At 69.6% G+C, this 17278-nt stretch carries 14 protein-coding genes, 1 tRNA gene and 1 pseudogene; 10 read left to right on the plus strand and 6 right to left on the minus strand.

Annotated elements, in window-relative coordinates; genetic code table 11:
- Window positions 1-2210, plus strand: a pseudogene (locus ACH5AC_RS05010) (histidine kinase); the annotation flags it as partial.
- A gap of 72 nt (window positions 2211-2282) precedes the next feature.
- Here the strand turns inward: ACH5AC_RS05010 and ACH5AC_RS05015 are convergent.
- The 5 genes from ACH5AC_RS05015 to ACH5AC_RS05035 all read right to left on the minus strand — a co-directional run bounded on the left by ACH5AC_RS05015 (window position 2283) and on the right by ACH5AC_RS05035 (window position 7305).
- Window positions 2283-3965: a long-chain fatty acid--CoA ligase gene (locus ACH5AC_RS05015; protein ID WP_398860228.1), complete on the minus strand. Its 1683-nt coding sequence runs from the start codon at window positions 3963-3965 to the stop codon at window positions 2283-2285.
- Window positions 3966-4069: 104 nt separating this feature from the next.
- Window positions 4070-4675: a SigE family RNA polymerase sigma factor gene (locus ACH5AC_RS05020; protein WP_398860229.1), complete on the minus strand. Its 606-nt coding sequence runs from the start codon at window positions 4673-4675 to the stop codon at window positions 4070-4072.
- 146 nt (window positions 4676-4821) lie between these two features.
- Window positions 4822-5991, minus strand: coding sequence for a lipid-transfer protein (locus ACH5AC_RS05025; RefSeq protein WP_398860230.1), 1170 nt, complete (start codon window positions 5989-5991; stop codon window positions 4822-4824).
- Window positions 5988-6392, minus strand: coding sequence for a MaoC family dehydratase (locus ACH5AC_RS05030; RefSeq protein ID WP_398860231.1), 405 nt, complete (start codon window positions 6390-6392; stop codon window positions 5988-5990). Before ACH5AC_RS05030 ends, ACH5AC_RS05025 begins: the two co-directional genes overlap by 4 nt.
- Window positions 6379-7305, minus strand: a complete 927-nt coding sequence (locus ACH5AC_RS05035; protein WP_398860233.1) for a bifunctional MaoC family dehydratase N-terminal/OB-fold nucleic acid binding domain-containing protein — start codon at window positions 7303-7305, stop codon at window positions 6379-6381. Before ACH5AC_RS05035 ends, ACH5AC_RS05030 begins: the two co-directional genes overlap by 14 nt.
- Before the next feature lie 294 nt (window positions 7306-7599).
- Here ACH5AC_RS05035 and ACH5AC_RS05040 point away from each other — a divergent pair, with 294 nt between their 5' ends.
- The 3 genes from ACH5AC_RS05040 to ACH5AC_RS05050 all read left to right on the plus strand — a co-directional run bounded on the left by ACH5AC_RS05040 (window position 7600) and on the right by ACH5AC_RS05050 (window position 9713).
- The gene (locus ACH5AC_RS05040) at window positions 7600-8490 is read left to right on the plus strand and encodes a bifunctional DNA primase/polymerase (RefSeq protein ID WP_398860234.1); all 891 of its coding nucleotides are present in this window, start codon (window positions 7600-7602) and stop codon (window positions 8488-8490) included.
- 213 nt (window positions 8491-8703) lie between these two features.
- A complete protein-coding gene (locus ACH5AC_RS05045; RefSeq protein ID WP_398860235.1) occupies window positions 8704-9069 on the plus strand; it encodes a hypothetical protein in 366 nt (121 codons plus the stop codon).
- A gap of 77 nt (window positions 9070-9146) precedes the next feature.
- Entirely contained in the window at window positions 9147-9713 is a 567-nt protein-coding gene (locus ACH5AC_RS05050; protein ID WP_398860236.1) for an RICIN domain-containing protein, read from the plus strand.
- A gap of 305 nt (window positions 9714-10018) precedes the next feature.
- Here ACH5AC_RS05050 and ACH5AC_RS05055 read toward each other — a convergent pair.
- Window positions 10019-10105, minus strand: a tRNA-Ser gene (locus ACH5AC_RS05055).
- A gap of 482 nt (window positions 10106-10587) precedes the next feature.
- Here ACH5AC_RS05055 and ACH5AC_RS05060 point away from each other — a divergent pair.
- The 6 genes from ACH5AC_RS05060 to ACH5AC_RS05085 all read left to right on the plus strand — a co-directional run bounded on the left by ACH5AC_RS05060 (window position 10588) and on the right by ACH5AC_RS05085 (window position 16369).
- The gene (locus tag ACH5AC_RS05060) at window positions 10588-11235 is read left to right on the plus strand and encodes a hypothetical protein (protein ID WP_398860237.1); all 648 of its coding nucleotides are present in this window, start codon (window positions 10588-10590) and stop codon (window positions 11233-11235) included.
- Between the two features lie 381 nt (window positions 11236-11616).
- Entirely contained in the window at window positions 11617-12213 is a 597-nt protein-coding gene (locus ACH5AC_RS05065; RefSeq protein ID WP_398860238.1) for a hypothetical protein, read from the plus strand.
- A gap of 321 nt (window positions 12214-12534) precedes the next feature.
- Window positions 12535-13764 carry a helix-turn-helix domain-containing protein gene (locus ACH5AC_RS05070; protein WP_398860239.1) on the plus strand — a complete coding sequence of 410 codons (1230 nt, stop codon included), beginning with the start codon at window positions 12535-12537 and terminating at the stop codon, window positions 13762-13764.
- Window positions 13765-13819: 55 nt separating this feature from the next.
- Window positions 13820-14260 (plus strand): hypothetical protein, encoded by a 441-nt coding sequence (locus ACH5AC_RS05075; protein ID WP_398860240.1) that lies wholly within the window; start codon window positions 13820-13822, stop codon window positions 14258-14260.
- Between the two features lie 637 nt (window positions 14261-14897).
- Window positions 14898-16013 carry a hypothetical protein gene (locus ACH5AC_RS05080; protein ID WP_398860241.1) on the plus strand — a complete coding sequence of 372 codons (1116 nt, stop codon included), beginning with the start codon at window positions 14898-14900 and terminating at the stop codon, window positions 16011-16013.
- A complete protein-coding gene (locus tag ACH5AC_RS05085) occupies window positions 16010-16369 on the plus strand; it encodes an ASCH domain-containing protein (protein ID WP_398860242.1) in 360 nt (119 codons plus the stop codon). The genes ACH5AC_RS05080 and ACH5AC_RS05085 overlap by 4 nt, the downstream gene beginning before the upstream one ends.
- Window positions 16370-17278 lie beyond the last annotated feature (909 nt).

Raw genomic sequence — 17278 nt, forward strand, 5'->3', positions numbered from 1 at the left:
CCGTTCCTGGCCAACCCGCCGTTCCTGGCCAGCTTGCCGTTCCCGGCCAGACTGCCCTCCCGGGCCAACCCGCCGTCCCCGGCCAGCCAGCCCTCTCCATGCAGCCTGCCGTTCCTGGCCAACCCGCCGTTCCTGGCCAGCTTGCCGTTCCCGGCCAGACTGCCCTCCCGGGCCAACCCGCCGTCCCCGGCCAGCCAGCCCTCCCGGGCCAACCCGCCGTTCCCGGCCAGCCAGCCGTCCCTGGGCAGCCCGCAGCTCCGGGGCAGAACGCCGTCGCAGATCAGGCCGCCGCCCCCGTACAGCCTGCCCTCCCGGGCCAGCCCGCTGTCCCGGTTCCCCCGCAGGCCCAGCCCCCCGTCCCCGGCCAGCCCGCCGCCCCAGGCCAGCCCGCGCTCCCAATGCAGCCCGCTGTCCCCGCCCCGGCCGCTGTCCCCGCCCCGGCCGCCGTCCCCGCCCCGGCCGCCTCCGACGGCGCCGCCACCGACCACGGGCGTCATGACGCCGTCCCGCATGACCAGTCCGGGGACCACACGCCGCCGCAGCCCCACCCGACCAGCGCGCCCACCGGGCGTCGACGGCGGGCGGTTGCCGCGCCCGCCGAGGCGGTCGGCGCAGCGGCGCAGGGCCCCGTCCCCGTTCCGGCTCAGCCGGGGGGCGTCGTCCCCGCGCAAGGCGGCGGGAGCGGTTCGGTGCCGGGGGCGCAGCCCGCCGTAGCACCCGTGCCCGCCGCAGCCGCCGTACCGGGACAGGCGACCCCCGCCCCGGTTCCCCCGCAGGTCCAGCCGCCCACGGCAGCCGTACCCGGACAGGCAGTCCAGCCACCGGCGGCCGCCGTACCGGGACAGGCGGCCCCCGCCCCTGCCCCGAGCCCGCAAAACGCCCCCGTCGGCCCCACCGCCCCCATCCCCGCCCACGCGACCCCCGCCCAGCCCCTGCCGGCCGAGGCGGTTCCCGCCGGGCCCACTGCGGGGCAGGGCACGCCCGCGCCCGGTACTCCGCTGCCGCCCGAGGCCAGGCCCGCTGCTCAGGTGCGGCCCGCGCAGCCGCTGCCCGCCGAGGCCGCCGCGCCGGTGGACCCGAACTCCACGCAGGGTCGGGCGATCAGTGTGCGGACGCTGGGGCAGGGGGTGCCGTTCACGCGTCAGGCCGTGCAGGTGCAGCAGGCCGGGCAGCCGCTCCCGCAGGGCTCGACGCCCGCGCCGCACGGACCGGGTGGTTCCGGCCGGCGCCGCAAGCTGGGTACGCCGCCCGACCCCGCCGCGCGCCAGCACCCGACGGGCGAGCAGACCCCCGTACCGGCGCCGCAGCCTGCGCACCCCTCCCTCGCCGGTCAGTCCCGGCTCGCGCCGGGGACCGAGGGGGCCGGGCGGTCGTACGCCATAGGGGCGCCGGACGAGAACGCCGCCGAGGGGCCCGAGCCGCTGGACGGGCCCGGCGGGGCGGTCGAGGTGGCCGATCCGCCGCGGCCGCAGCCGATGGACGACGAGCTGCCGCCGGAGCCGCTGGACAACCCGCGCCGACTGCTGGTCTGGCCGGCCCCGGACGTCGGTACGCAGCAGGCGCTCAGCGACCGCGGGTACCGGCCGGTCATCGTGCACTCGCGTGAGGAGGTCGACGCCCAGATCGCGGCCTTCCCCGCCGCGCTGTTCGTCGACCCGCTCACCGGGCCGATCACCCGCACCGCGCTGCAGTCACTTCGGCAGGCGGCGGTCGCGGCCGAGGTGCCGGTCATGGTGACGGCCGGGCTGGGGCAGGCGACGCGGGAGGCGGCGTACGGTGCCGATCCCGCCGTACTGCTGAAGGCGCTGGCGCCCCGGGACAGCGAGCAGCACCCGCCGCGCGTGCTGCTGATCGAGGAGCACGCGGAGATCGCGCTGGCGCTGACCGCGACGCTGGAGCGGCGCGGGATGCAGGTGGCGCGGGCGGCGAGCGACGTGGACGCGGTGACGCTCGCGGGGCAGCTCCGGCCGAACCTCGTGGTGATGGACCTGATGCAGGTGCACCGGCACCGCTCCGGCATCGTGGACTGGCTGCGGGCGAACGGCCAGCTCAACCGCACCCCGCTGGTCGTCTACACGGCCGCCGTGGACCAGGCCGACCTCCCCCGGCTGGCGTCAGGGGAAACGGTGCTCTTCCTGGCCGAGCGCTCGACGAGCCCGGAGGTCCAGAGCCGGATCGTGGACCTGCTGTCCCGGATCGGGACCAACTGAACCCCGAGAAAAAAACTCACCGAAAGGTCCGTGAACCGGACCTTTCGGTGAGGCGTTCGCTTCACATCACTCTCAGAGCCGAGTGACCTCCAGCTCACCGTCCGCGTAGCGCCTGCGCAGGACCTTCTTGTCGAATTTGCCCACGCTGGTCTTCGGGACCGACTCGACGATGGTCCAGCGCTCCGGGAGCTGCCACTTGGCGATCCTGGCCTCGTCGGCGAGGAAGGCACGGAGGGACTCGAAGTCGGCGGTGGCGCCCTCCTTCAGGACGACCGTGGCCAGCGGGCGCTCGCCCCACTTGTCGTCGGGGACGGCGACCACGGCGGCCTCGGCGACCTCCGGGTGGGACATCAGGGCGTTCTCCAGCTCCACCGAGGAGATCCATTCGCCGCCGGACTTGATGACGTCCTTGGCGCGGTCGGTGAGGGTGAGGTAGCCGTCGGGGGAGATCGTGCCGACGTCGCCGGTCTTCAGCCAGCCGTCCTCGCTGAACTTGTCGGCGGGGCGGAGGGGTTCGCCGTGGGGGCCGTTGTAGTAGGCGCCGGCGATCCAGGGGCCGCGGACCTCCAGCTCGCCCGCCGACTTGCCGTCCCAGGGGATGCGCTCGCCGGCCGGGCCGGTGAGGCGGCCCTCGACGCCGGCCGGGAAGCGGCCCTGGGTGAGGCGGTAGGCGAACTCCTCGTCGGTGCCGACGACATGGGCCGGCGGGCGGGCGATCGTGCCGAGCGGGGAGGTCTCCGTCATGCCCCAGGCGTGGCAGACCCGCATGCCCAGCTTGTCGAACGCCGCCATGAGGGAGGGCGGGCAGGCGGAGCCGCCGATGGTCACCTGGGTGAGGGAGGAGACGTCGCGCGGGTGGGCGGTCAGCTCGGCCAGCAGGCCCTGCCAGATGGTGGGGACGGCGGCGGCGTGCGTCGGCTGCTCGCGCTCGATCATCTCGGCGAGGGGGGCCGGCTGGAGGAAGCGGTCCGGCATCAGCATGTTGACGCCGGTCATGAAGGTGGCGTGCGGCAGGCCCCAGGCGTTCACATGGAACTGGGGTACGACGACGAGGGAGGTGTCCGCGTCCGTCAGGCCCATCGACTGGGCCATGTTGACCTGCATGGAGTGGAGATAGATGGAGCGGTGGCTGTAGACGACCCCCTTGGGGTCACCCGTCGTGCCGGAGGTGTAGCACATGGCGGCGGCCCGGCGTTCGTCCAGCTCGGGCCAGTCGTAGGCGGTCGGCTTGCCGGCGATCAGGTCCTCGTACTCGTGCACCTGGGCGGTCGCGTCCGCGAGGAGGGAACGGTCGCCCGGGCCCGTCACGACCACGTGCTCGACCGTCTTCAGGTGCGGGAGGAGGGGGGCCAGGAGGGGAAGCAGGGAACCGTTGGCGATGACGACCTTGTCGGCGGCGTGGTTGACGATCCAGGCCAGCTGCTCGGGAGGCAGGCGCAGGTTGAGGGTGTGCAGGACCGCGCCCATGGAGGGGATGGCGAAGTACGCCTCGACGTGCTCGGCGTTGTTCCAGGCGAGCGTGGCGACCCGGTCGTCGTCGCGGACGCCGAGGTCGTCGTGCAGGGCGTGCGCCAGCTGGGCGGAGCGGGTGCCGATCTCCGCGTAGGAGCGGCGCTGCGGGTCGCCCTCGCCGGTCCAGGTGATGACCTGCGATGTGCCGTGGATCGTCGACCCGTGGGTCAGGATCCTCGAGATCAGCAGCGGTACGTCCTGCATGGTGCTCAGCACGGCGTCCTCCCGGGCGAACGGCGACATTGCCTACGCGGTGGTAACGGTTGCGGTTGCGCTGATTCTGCGCACATACCGCGCGGTATGTCACTAGGAAGGGACGATCGATCAGTTCAGGTCGCGAAAATGGCTCAGGCCGCCGACATCAGTTCAGGGTCCTCGCGGAGCTTGCCGAGGGCGCGGGAGACGGCCGACTTGACCGTGCCGATGGACACGCCCAGCACCTCCGCCGTCTGGGCCTCGCTCAGATCCTCGTAGTAGCGCAGGACGACCATCGCGCGCTGCCGTGCCGGCAGCTTCATGATCGCGCGCCACATCGCGTCGCGCAGCGCCTGCCGCTCGGCCGGGTCGTCGTCCAGGCCGGGCGCGGGCTCCGGCTCGGGCAGTTCGTCGACGGCGAACTCGTCGACCTTGCGTTTGCGCCACTGCGAGGTGCGCGTGTTCAGCAGGGCCCGGCGGACATAGCCGTCGAGCGCCCGGTGGTCCTCGATCCGCTCCCACGCGACGTACGTCTTCGTGAGCGCGGTCTGCAGCAGGTCCTCCGCGTCGCTCGGGTTCGCGGTCAGCGACCGGGCGGTACGCAGCAGCACCGGCTGGCGGGCCCGGACGTACGACGCGAAGGACGGGTACGCCGGGGACAGCGTCACCGCGGCCGTCGCGTGCGAAGCGCTCGAAGCACTCGACGCGCTCGCTGCGTTCGATGCGTACGAAGCGCTGGTGCGGACGGGTGTGGTCATGGCTCCACGCTAGGAGCGGACCCCTCTGCGGCGGATCGGCCGGAGGTGCCGAAGAGGGGTCCGCCTCAGGTTGTAGGGGTGGTGCCGGCTACACCTCCTGGAGGTGGACGGCGGGCTCGGGGGTACTGCGGGATTACCCCTGGGGGTCACCCCTTGGATCTCTCGGATCCCTCCGCCGTGAGGATCAGGCCCGACGTGGGGACTCCGGTGCCGGCCGTCACCAGGGTGCGGGCGGCTCCGGGGATCTGGTTCACGGCGGTGCCGCGCAGCTGTCGTACCGCCTCCGCCATGCCGTTCATGCCGTGCAGGTATGCCTCCCCGAGCTGGCCCCCGTGGGTGTTCAGCGGCAGCCGGCGCGCCGCCACGAAGTCGGCGGCCTCACCGGGGGCGCAGAAGCCGAACGCCTCCAGCTGCATCAGCACGAAGGGGGTGAAGTGGTCGTAGAGGATCGCTACGTCGATGTCGGTGGGCGTCAGGCCCGAGGTGCGCCACAGCCCTCGGGCCACCACCTCCACCTCCGGCAGTCCGGTGAGGTCGTGCCGGTAGAAGCCGGTCATCTGCTCCTGCGCCCGGCCCGCGCCCTGGGCGGCCGCGGTGATCACGGCGGGCGGGTTCGGCAGGTCGCGGGCCCGCTCCAGGGAGGTGACGACGAGGGCCTGGCCGCCGTCGGTCTCCTGGCAGCAGTCCAGCAGCCGCAGCGGTTCGACGATCCAGCGGGAGGCCGCGTGGTCGGCGAGGGTGATCGGGCGGCCGTGGAAGTACGCGGCCGGGTTGGTGGCCGCGTACGCGCGGTCCACGACCGCCACATGCCCGAACGCCTCCGGGGTGAGACCGTGGACGTGCAGATAGCGCTGGGCGGCCATGGCCACCCAGGAGGCCGGGGTGAGCAGCCCGTAGGGGAGGGTCCAGCCGAGGGCCGTGCCCTCCGCCGAGGGCTCGCGGCGGGTGACGCCGGAGCCGAAGCGGCGGCCCGAGCGCTCGTTGAACGCCCGGTAGCAGACCACCACCTCGGCCACGCCCGCCGCGATCGCCAGCGCCGCCTGCTGCACGGTCGCGCAGGCCGCGCCGCCGCCGTAGTGGACCCGGGAGAAGAAGGTCAGTTCGCCGATCCCGCACGCCTGGGCGACGGTGATCTCCGGGCTGGTGTCCATGGTGAAGGTGACCATGCCGTCGACATCGGCGGGCCGCAGCCCGGCGTCGGCGAGGGCGGCGCGGACGGCCTCGGCGGCGAGGCGGAGTTCGCTGCGGCCGGAGTCCTTGGAGAAGTCGGTGGCTCCGATGCCGACGATCGCGGCCCGGCCGGCGAGGGTGCTCATCGCTCCGCCCCCAGGGACAGCGTGGCCGTCGCGGTCACATGGCGGCCGAGGCCGTTGTCCCCGACGACCCGTACGACCGCGGTGTCACCGTCGGTCTCCTCGACGGTGCCGGTGAGGGTCAGGGTGTCCCCGGGGTGGTTGGGGGCGCCCAGGCGGACGGACAGGCGGCGCAGGACCGCGGTAGGGCCGAAGTGGTCGGTGAGGTAGCGGCCGACCAGGCCGTTGGTGGTGAGGATGTTCATGAAGATGTCGGGGGAGCCCTTGCGCCGGGCGGCCTCGGGGTCGTGGTGCACGTCCTGGTAGTCGCGGGAGGCGATGGCACCGGCGACGATCAGGGTGCGGGTGACGGGGATCTGGAGCGGGGGCAGTGCGTCACCGGCTCTCGGTTCACCGGCTCCCATCGGGCGCCTCCTTGAACACAGGGAGCGTCAACTCCTCGTCGTAGGCCCGGAATTCGAGCCGCACCGGCATGCCGATCCGAACCTTGTCGTACGGCACGTCGACCACGTTGCTGACCATGCGCACGCCCTCCGCCAGCTCCACCAGGGCGACGGCGTAAGGACCCGCCGCGTCAGCGGCATGGTCGGATGCCGTGAAGGCCGGGAAGGGCGGGTGGTGGACGACGACGTACGAGTGGACCGTGCCCTCGCCGCACGCCTCGACCGTGTCCCAGTCGGGGGCGCCGCAGGAGGCGCAGCCGGGCAGCCAGGGGAAGCGGAGGGTGCGGCAGGCGGTGCAGCGCTGGACGAGGAGGCGGTGGTCGCGGACGCCCTCCCAGAAGCCGGCGTTGTCGCGGTTGACGACCGGGCGGGGGCGGCGCTCCTTCGGCCCAGGGTGCGCGGGTGCGTACTTGAGGACGCGGAAGCGGTGGGTGCCCGCCAGGTCGGGGCCGACGCGGATGTCGGTGCGGGTGGTGAGGAAGTAGCCGGTGCCGAGCCTGGTGGTCTTGCGGTCGGAGACCGACTCGATGACCGAGTCGAAGGTGATCTCGTCGCCGGGGCGCAGGGGTCTGAGGTACTCCTGCTCGCAGTCGGTGGCCACTACGGCGGTGCAGCCGGCCTCGTCGAGGAGGGCGAGGAGCTGCGCCCACGCCGGGGTGCGGGCCTGAGGGCCGGAGAAGCCGCCCATGATCCACACCTGGAGCATGGCGGGCGGGGCGACGGCGTCCGGGCCGGTGTGGGCGGGGTTCGTGTCGCCCATGACCTCGCACCAGTGGCGGATCATCGCCGCGTCGACGGGGTCCCGGCCGGGGGCCGTGACGGCGGCCGGCTGCCCCTCGTACGCCTTCAGCCGCACGGCCAGGTCGTCGTGCACGGCTGCGCTCCTCCCAGTCGGCTGCTCAATGTTTCTGACTGTCCGTCAGATACGGGGGCCAGTCAAGGCTTCAGCCCACCTCGACCAGCCAGCGTTCGATCCCTCGTCCACGAAGGCGCCGTCGCCCGCCACCGCGACGCCGGACAAGAGGGCGACCGCCAGCGGGAGACGGTGATCGCCAGGCACGGCCGAGGCGTGAACCGTTCCGGCATATTTCCGGCCAATCTCCCGCACCTCGGCACGTCACACCCAGGCCCCCTTCCCTGGATCGAACGTACGTACGAAAATAGCCCCATGGCCACCACCGACCGGCACCCCCGGTACCCCCGGCAGGCCACCACACTGGCCCTGGCCCACGCGCTGTCGGCCGCCGAGCGCGGTCTGGCGGTCATCCCCCTGTCCCGGACCAAACTCCCGGCCCTGCGCTCCCCCCACCGCACCGGCCCCCGGTCGGCCGGCCCGCCCTGCCACGGCGAGTGCGGCCGCCTCGGCCACGGCGTGTACGACGCCAGCACCGACCCCACACGCGTCCGCGCGATGTTCGCCGCCGCACCCTGGTCCACCGGCTACGGCATCGCCTGCGGGCTGCCCCCGCACCACCTGATCGGCCTCGACCTCGACACCAAGAGCGGCACGGACGCCCCGGCCGCCCTGCGCGAACTGGCCCGGCGCCACCGGTTCACCATCCCGCCGACGGTCGTCGTCCTGACCCCTTCCGGCGGCCGCCACCTCTGGCTCACCGGACCCCCCGAGGCCGTCGTCCCCAACTCGGCCGGCCGCCTCGCCCCCGGCATCGACGTCCGCGGCGCCGGCGGATACCTCGTCGGCCCCGGCTCCCGCACCGCCCACGGCATCTACACCACCGCCCCCGGCACGGCCCACCTCACCCCCGCGCCCTGCCCACGCCCCCTCCTACGCCTCCTGCTCCCCCCGCCCCGCCCCCACCACCCCACACACCCCGGCGGCGCCCACGGCCGCGGCCTCATCCACTTCGTCCTCGCCGCCCACGAGGGCCAACGCAACACCCGCCTCTTCTGGGCGGCATGCCGCGCCTACGAGAACGGGCTCGGCCCCACCCTGGCGGCCCCCCTGATCGCCGCGGCCGTCCAGACGGGGCTCACCCACCACGAGGCCCGCTCGACGGTGGCCTCGGCGGAGCGGATGACTGGGGGGCGGGGCGGGTGACGTGCAGGGGGACGACGAGGGCGCTGTCGGCGCCCGTGGCCGGCCTGCGGGCATGACGTCCACCGATGACCGGCGTTTCCCCGCCGCGCTCACCGCCGCTCTGGCCCGCCCGTTCGCCCCCGACGAGGACGGGATCGACTCGAGGCGTTCGACGCCTTCGTGTCCGCCGAGGACGCCACCGACTGGTTCCGGGCATGAACCGGCGACAAGGAGGTGAGCGGGGACGCCTTCCGGGTCTTCGGGAGGGACGGTACCGGCGGCTACGCGGCCTTCCGGCCGGTCCGGCCGGTCCGGCCGGACGCCGAACTCGTCGACCAGCCGGTCGTGTTCCTCGGCTCCGAGGGCAAGACCGGCGTCGTCGCGCGGAACCTGTCCGACTTCCTGTGGGTCCTCGCCGACGGCCTGGGACCACTGGAGGCGACCGATGCGTACGACACCGGCCTGTTACTCCCGCCCGAACGCCGAGCCGACCGCCGTGGCGGAACGCTTCGCCTCCGGCCACCGGCCGTTGTTCCCCTCGCCGCCGGGGCGGCACCGACGCATCGGCCACGCGTGAGACACGAGTGCTACTTAGCGTGAAATTGTGACTACTCCTTGTATAAACGGTGCAGGTGCCGCCCACTTCAGAAGGGCGGCCTTGACAAAGGGAGATCGCCGTGAAGGCACCCAGACGAGTGCTCACCGCCGGCCTATGCACTCTGACGGCCAGCGGGACCATGCTGGCCGCCCTCATCGCCGCGCCCGCGGCGAACGCCAACAGCAGCACCGCCACGGCCTCGGCCCGCGCCCCGTTCACCACGAAGCTGATGGTCAACCACAGCGGCAAGTGCCTGGACGTCGCGTACGCGAGCATCGCCAACGGGGCATGGGTCCAGCAGTGGGGCTGCTACAACGCGCCCGGCAACCAGACCTGGCACTTCGACACCGTCGGCGACAGCCTCAACGACGGCTACTACTACGTCCGCGCCTCCCACAGCGGCAAGTGCCTGGACGTCAAGGGCGGGAGCGTCGCCAACGGCGCGACCGTCCAGCAGTGGACGTGTCATGGCGGGACCAACCAGCAGTGGCGGCTCGTCCAGCGGACCAACGGCTACTTCAGCCTGATCGCCCGCAACAGCGGCAAGTGCCTGGAGATCGCGGGAGGGAGCCTCTTCAACGGGGCGGGCGCAATCCAGTACACGTGCACCCCCGACCGTCCCTTCCAGGAGTGGAAGCTCCTCTGAGCCATCAGCCATGACCGCACGCCGCGCGATGGGCGTAACCACCCCGGGCGCGCGACCGGCACGGACCTCGCGAGGCGACCGCTCCGAACCGGTGGGCTCGTGATTCGAACAGGCTGTTGAGCCGGGCCTCGGTGGGGTTGGGGACTGGAAACGGAGCGTCAGCCACCGCGCCTGTCCCCGACCCGGCTCAGCCCTCGGCTCGTGCTCGGCCAGGGCGCCCGGAACAGTACGGTCGAGGGCCGATAGACAAGGTGCACGCGGAAGGGGTGCCGCTCTCCGGAGCGGCACCCCTTCCGACCTGCAAGCGGTGGGTGTGGGATTTGAACCCACGGTGACATCGCTGCCACGACGGTTTTCAAGACCGTTCCCTTAGGCCGCTCGGGCAACCCACCTCGCCCCGGCCCACCAGGGGCGGAGCGGGTACAGCGTACCGGGCTCCGGCCACGCGCGGGGCCCTTGGTCCACACAGGGTCCACTGCATCTGACTCGGCCCTGAGATCTCTCCGGATCGACCTCTGGCCCAAGGCTCACGCCGTCGGGCAAGCCTACTGTCGTGCCGGCCGCATCTGTCGCCTCTGGCTCCCGCACATGTGGTGGCGCAGCCCGGGCGGCGGGTGCACCTTCTGATCCGCAGGATCGGGCAGCTCGTTGGGTGGAGGCTCTCGCTTCAGTCGAAGTGATCGCTGAGGCTCGTGCTCGTCGGTCTCTGTTTGCCGTCGTTGCCGTCAACAAGTGCCACGACCTGATCAAGCCGTCGCGGTACGCCTCCCGTCCACCTCGCCGCGACAGCCAAGTGCACCGGTTTTACCCTGGAAGTGCATCTATCTATGCCATACAGAGCGGCGTTGACGCCTGACGATCATGAGGTCATGCGATGCTGCACGTCCATACACGCTGGCAGGCGGTAGTCGGAGATTGGAAGCTTAGCGAATCCGATGCAGTCAAGTCGCTGAAACAGGATCCGAATGCTCGCCCGTGGGGAAATATGTGGCTTACTCTCCGCACCAGCCCGCCTGACAGAGAATACCATCTGTGGCATAAGCGCGGCTTCGACGAGAAAGCTCATTTCCTCGCCATGTACGAGATATTCAGCCGCGACACCGACATCCGTCATGTGATTGGCGTCGCCTCTCCCCACCCCGTGGATACGTCCTGCTTCATAGAAGACATTTACAGCGAGCTTAATGACCGATTCAAAAACGACCCGCCCATTTCACCGATACACGTTAATCTGTCAATGGGCGCCCTAAACGCCGCAACCAAGGCAATAACTTCCGTGCGCATGGAAGACAAAGAATACTCAACCGTTCAACAGTTCCATGTACCGCATCACCCCTCCGACATACCAGACCGGGATTATGCATGCGTGGGCATGCTCCTTGAGCACTCGGGCAATACGGCCCTAGTCAATCTGTTCGAGGACGGGCAGTTTTACGTGGCGAATGCAGACCAAGCAGAAATTGGCTGGATAGCGCATGAGCTGATGGCGCTGTGGATGGAAGGTGCACACAGTGACGAGTGACTATCGGAACCTCATCAACCTGCTCACCGAGGCGACAAATCCGATCGCTATAAATGGCGACCACAGGGTCGAGCTAGTAAATTACCGAGATCGGTACCTGTTCGACATAGAGATGCGGGTCCGAATTGACCCCTGCACAACATCAAGCCTACATATCATAGGCGGGATCAATGTAACGCAAATGTCAACTTATGTCACTCACAGCGTGGTCAAGCCCAACGACTTCGCCCGCGATCAATTTACTCTCAAGAAGCATCAGGGTGCCGGGGATCACCGAGTGCACACTACTGCCGATTGGGCATTTTCTATAAATGACCCAGTGACCATGGCGACTCCCCCAAGGCGATACACTAGGCGCTGCATGGACGTCGTCTCTGTGATATGAGCTTCGATTTGGTCGGAGCCGCCCTTGCCGGTGCGTCTCTGATTCAGGCCCTAGGGACAGAAGCCCTCGGCAACAAATGCGAGCCCATGAGTCGGGCGTTTTTGCGAGATGAGTTTAACAAAGATCCGGACAATGAACTCGGGCTGCCTCAAAATCAAGAGCAGAGAGATTACTTGGTAGATGTTGCCAGTGTAACGGCCGGCCTCGGAGCGAGCGCCATTGCTACAGCAGCCGCGCTCTGTACCTCCGTTGTGGGCTCCTTCACTACGCTCGTAATCGCCTCAGTAAGAGCCCAGACAGCTCTCGTCATCATTATGGCTGTTGCTAGCATAGTAGCACTGGGGGCAGCATCGCTTTTGTTTGTGCGAATCGCAAGTGCGCACGTCAGTCCGCACGCCCACGACGTCAACATCCCCAGGAGGCGGAAGAATAAAAGCGAGGAGCCGCGCACAATAAAAAGGTGGGGATGGAACACTAACACCTGGGTAATCAACTACCGCACCAACGTAAAGCGACTTCATGTACTAACTCCTTACAAGTCTGCCCTATTCGCCGTTTCGGCTACATGCATAGTTGTCTCTCTGTTTCTGTGACGTCACGATCGAACGCTCCGAGAGATAAGCAAAGCACCATATCTCGCATACATTTCTGGAACTCCTAGGCAGCGTCCGTTAGTAGCACTGAACGGCGGCCACCTGTAGAAAGGTGCGGCGCGATCAAAGCCCCTGGCCAGGAACTGCCAGTGCACGCCGACCGCGCACGCTTTGACCACCAGTTCCACCAGTGCACTGTCAGTGGTACTGCACATGCGGGTAGGGGCCTGGGTACCGTCAGGGTAGAAGCCCCGACGGATGGAGCACGATGCCTCGCCGCCTGCTGGACCGCCGGCGCCTCACCTACTGGGGGGCGCGCTGATGTTGGAAGAAGCCGAAGAGATTGGCCGTCGCGTACGCCGCGCCCGCCTTCGCCTCGGTATGACGCAAGCCGACCTCGCTGCTGCCCTGGGCAAGACGCAGGGCTGGGTGTCCAAGATGGAACGCGGACACATCGAGCTGGACCGCGTCGGCCTGCTGAACATGCTTGCCTCGGAGCTGCACGTGCACCCGAACGACCTGATCGGGCGGCCGTACAACAGCTCCCCGGCAGAGAATCAGTGGCAGGTCTCCGCCGCGGCCATCATGCGCGAACTGCGCCGCTATGACCTTGCTCCCGTCTTCGACGGCATGCCCCGACCTGCGCGCCAGCTCTGGCAGGAAACCACCCGCCTTCACCGCCTGCGTGACGCTGCCGCCAACGTGGCGATCATGGAAGTTCTCCCCGACCTGTTCCGTGAGGCACGCGCCCTCGCCGAAGTCTCCACGGGGCACGAGCGGGAAGAGGCGTTCGCCATCTACGCCGCGTGCTGCAAGTTCGCCCACACGGCCGCGCACGCCCTTGGACACCCTGAGCTGATCGCTATGGCGTGTGAGAGGGCCGCCTGGTCTGCCCGACAGTCCGGCGACCCTGTTATGCCTGCTGTCGCCGACTGGATGCGGGTCTGGGACATGTGGGCCACGGCGGACTGGGACGACTCCATCGCCCTTTCGGACAAGGCGATTCGCAGCGTCCAGCAGGAGTACGACCGGGGTGATCCGCTGGCCGTGCGGGCGTGGGGAACACTGCAACTGCGCGCGGCTGTCTCGGCTGCGCGGGGCGGTCGCAAGGCGGAAGCGAAGGACCGGATCAAGCACGCCCGGAGTGCAGCCAAGAGGATCGCGGACGCCGCCGGGCCTCCGGTCTACGACCGTCACAGCTTGACCTTCTCGCCGGGCAACGTGCAGATCCATGCGATCAGCGTCGCTCTGGAGATGCATGAGCAACGTGAGGCCCTGTCGATAAACCGGCGCACAAGCAAGGAGCTGGTTGAGGCGTTGCCCAACTCCCGTCAGGGACACCACCACATGGACCTGGCCCGCGCGTGGTTGTGGGATGGGAACCGCGACAAGGCGCTGAAGGAACTGGAGAAGGCCGAGCGCATCGCCCCCCAGCTCGTCCGGAACCACCCCATCGCCCGGTCAACCCTGCGCAGCATCGTGTACGCCGAACGCGCGAGCACCCGGGAGAAGCTGCGCCGCATGTCAGACCGCTTCCACCTCGACGGTTGAGGGGCGTATTCCTGCGGTTCATATTGGGCCCCGGAGATATTCCTAGCTTCGGGGCATGGCCGAACGAACCGCGAAGCAACTTCCCGCCCATGGCGCCGAGTTAAGCGCTGGCACCCCGTTCCACCCCCGCCTCGGCGACCTGGCGCTCGACCTCGCCAAGGGTGGAAAGATCGGCGTATGCGTCGCCTTGCCGAGCGACACCTCGGCGTCGTACCACCTGCGCCCGCCGGGCGGGGGAGAAGACTGGCGTGCCAAGTCGGACGGGACCACACTGCGCCCCGTGCCGGTCCCGGTCACGCACGTCACGCCGATGCGGCGAGACGCCATCTACGACCACCGCGCCCAGCAGGCCGCGCTGCCCGTAACCGTCCACTACGAAGACGGCGGCACCTGCGAGACGGTGCTCGTGCTCACCCCGGCGCAAGTTGAGCTGTACTCCATCCAGTTCACACAGCTCATCGCCGCGAGGGAATCGGCACGGGAGCATGCGCGGTGAGTCCGGCCGTGCTGATGCTCGCCCCGCCGGCCTCTGCACGTGCCTCGATGCGGTCGCCCATCGCTTTCCGCTGTGAGGCGACCGCCCACGATCTCAGCGGCTCCCGTGAGGTTCTGCTCGCCACCTACCGTGGCCGCTCCCCGCGGCTCGCCGCTCGCTGGCTCCGCGCGGAAGCTCAACGCCTCGCCCGGTTGCTGTCCCCGGACCCGGGTGCTCTGTTCCTTCGCGAAGCGCCCCTGACGGCCGCTGGCCCGGACGTTCCTCGCCCTGACGCAGACCTGCGTGCGTGGGCAGACGACGACCGCGCCTACGAACACGCGTTGCGCTCCCTCGCTACGGGCCAGGCGTTCATGTTCACCGTGACGGACTTCGACGCCCGGTACTCCCTCCGCGTGTATCCACTGCCCACCCGCCGACCAGCGCCCCCGCAAGCTCCCGTCCCCGCCCGGTGCCCACCCCCCTCCCCGGCGGGGACTGGTCGCCATCGAAGACCACGAGGGCGGCGCACATTCCGATGACTCCCGCCCCCGCGCTTTTCCTGGTTCCCCCCAGCGCGGGGGCGGGTCCCCACTCGACCGCTGAAGCACACCCGCCGCTCTGCGGCGCAGTCCTGCCCATCTACCGAGGGGAAGACGCGGTGACCACCTATCCCGTATCGCCGAACACCGTGCTCGCCAACGCGCTCACCAGTGCGCAAGATCTGCTCAGGCCGCACATCGTCAACGCGGAACCCGAGCGGATCGTGTTCGTGGTGGGAACGCAGATCAACGGAGCCCCGCACATCGGAACGTCCCTGGTCCAATCGCTCACCTTCGCCACGGCGGCCCGCATCCGCGACCGGTTCGGCGTCCCGGCCGTGGTGCAGTTCGGCGCACTGGACAACGCCCCGTACGCCATCGTCACCGACGACGAGAGCGGTCACCGCTACCAGCGCGCCTATGCTCACGCCCTCGGCGCGGCCGGTATCGCCGAGCAGATCGACAAGCTCTACCGACCGCTGTTCACCGCGCTATCCGAGCGGCTGAAGGTGCCGTTCTCGGTCGAGACGTACACCCAGCAGCAAGCGGCCCACCACTTCCGGCGTACCTGGCTGCGGGTGCTGCCTCGCATGGACGCTGCCCGCTGGTACCTGTCCCCGTCGTCCGGCGTGCCGCACGTCCGCGTCCCCTGCCCGCGTCCCGGCTGCGGGTGGGCCGAGAAATACGCCGAGCGGACACGCGTACGCGACGACGGCTTCGAGCGGGCAACGGTCTCGGCCGTGTGCCTCCACCATGGCGAGTACGAGGTGGTCATCGAACCGGCGGACGGCGGCTACCTGGACCTGGCCACGCTCTACCGGAACCTCGTCAAAGAGCTGATGATCAGCGGGGCGGTCGGCACGCTGTACGTCATGGTCAAGGGCAGCGACTGGATGCCCGGATGCATCCTCGTCGACGGCGCCCTACAGGCGGTCGGCCTCACCCGCGGGCAACTGCCTGCCCGGCTGTTCTGCCCCCAGGTTGTCACGGACACGGGCGCGAAGCTGTCCAAGTCCCTGATCCGCGAGGGGCGCGCACCCTTGCCGGACGGTGCGGCCCCGTGGATGCTCGACACCCGTGAGTGGCCCGGCTCGTTGGGTGAGTACGTCGACCGCTTGCTCGGTCTGACGGACGTGTTACTCGCCGACCCCCGCCACTTCTTCCGCTCGTACTCGGCCGGTGAACTCGGCCGGCTCATGTCCACTGCAACTGCTGGGAGCGTTCCCGCCCGATGACGGAAACTGCCGCCGCGCGCGTCCACGAACTGAACCTCTACCGTCGGTACTTCGACCTCGTCGCCGCTGGTCAGAAGACGATCGAGGTGCGGGTGAAGTATCCCCACCTCGAAGACCTGACCGCCGAAGACATCATCCGCTTCCGCATCAAGGGCACGGACGAGACCTGTGACGTCCTGGTGAAGCGGGTCACGGAGTACAAGACGTTCGAGGAACTGCTCGACGGAGAGGGTCCGGCGAACGTCAACCCGGCCTCCTCCCGCGAGCAGCAGCTCGCCAACATCCGCGAGATCTACCCGGCGGAGAAGGAAGCGCTCGGCGCGCTCGCCATCGAAATCGAGCTCCTGCCGCAGTAGCCCGCCGTGCCGCCCTCGCTCCCCCGAGAGGGCGTACGGCTTCCCTGGCGCCCGTCGCTCGCCGCCCTTGCCGCGATCGGCGGGCGCCCGCAACAAGAGACCGGACCACCCCTCAGCCTGGACAGCGATCAGGGGTGGTCCGGTCAGGGAATCCCTGGTCAGGACCCCGGTGCCGATGGTACCGGGGTGGTCGGCGTGCCCGAACGCGGGTGCGAGGGCAACCCCCGTATTCCAATGCGAAGTTGGAGAGGAGCCCTGTTGCAGCTCGGTCGGACGCATCCCAGTTCTGACCTGCACCACCGAAAGTCAGCCACGGCGGCGGGTTCGCCGAACGAGCACCCGTCACGTGTGTCTCCAGCAACCCCCCGCCGGCCTCAGCCACGCTTCTTCCATTCGTCACGGCCCTCGCTCTAGTCACGGCCTGGACGTTGTCGACGCGGATGCCTGGCACATGGGCTTGCCTGCGGCTGTGAAGTTCAGCGATTGCGAAGCGCGGAGCCAATCTCCGGGAAGAAGACTTCACCTTGCCCGAAGAGGGCTGGGGAGAAGTGCTGCTGTCCACGAGCACGCCCCGCGTCGGCTCCGGGTGGACCGACACAGGCGAGTCGTTCGATACACGCGGCCTGAAGAAGCGGGCCCGCAAGGCGACACGGCCGGTTCCGATCCCGCCCGTCCTGGTGCGCCTGATCCGCGAACACATCAAGGAGTCGGCACCGCCGAGGACGGCCGGCTGTTCCGTGCTGCCCAGGGTGGCCACCTTCTATCCAAGGAGTACGGGGAGGCATGGAAGGCCGCCCGGCACACTGTGCTCACCGAGTCCGAAGCAGCCTCGCCACTGGCTGACGTGCCGTACTCCCTGCGCCACGCGGGCGTCTCGCTCTGGCTTGAGTCCGGCCTCTCCCCGGCCGA

The sequence above is a fragment of the Streptomyces sp. NPDC018693 genome, assembly GCF_044391385.1.
Classification (GTDB): Bacteria; Actinomycetota; Actinomycetes; order Streptomycetales; family Streptomycetaceae; genus Streptomyces.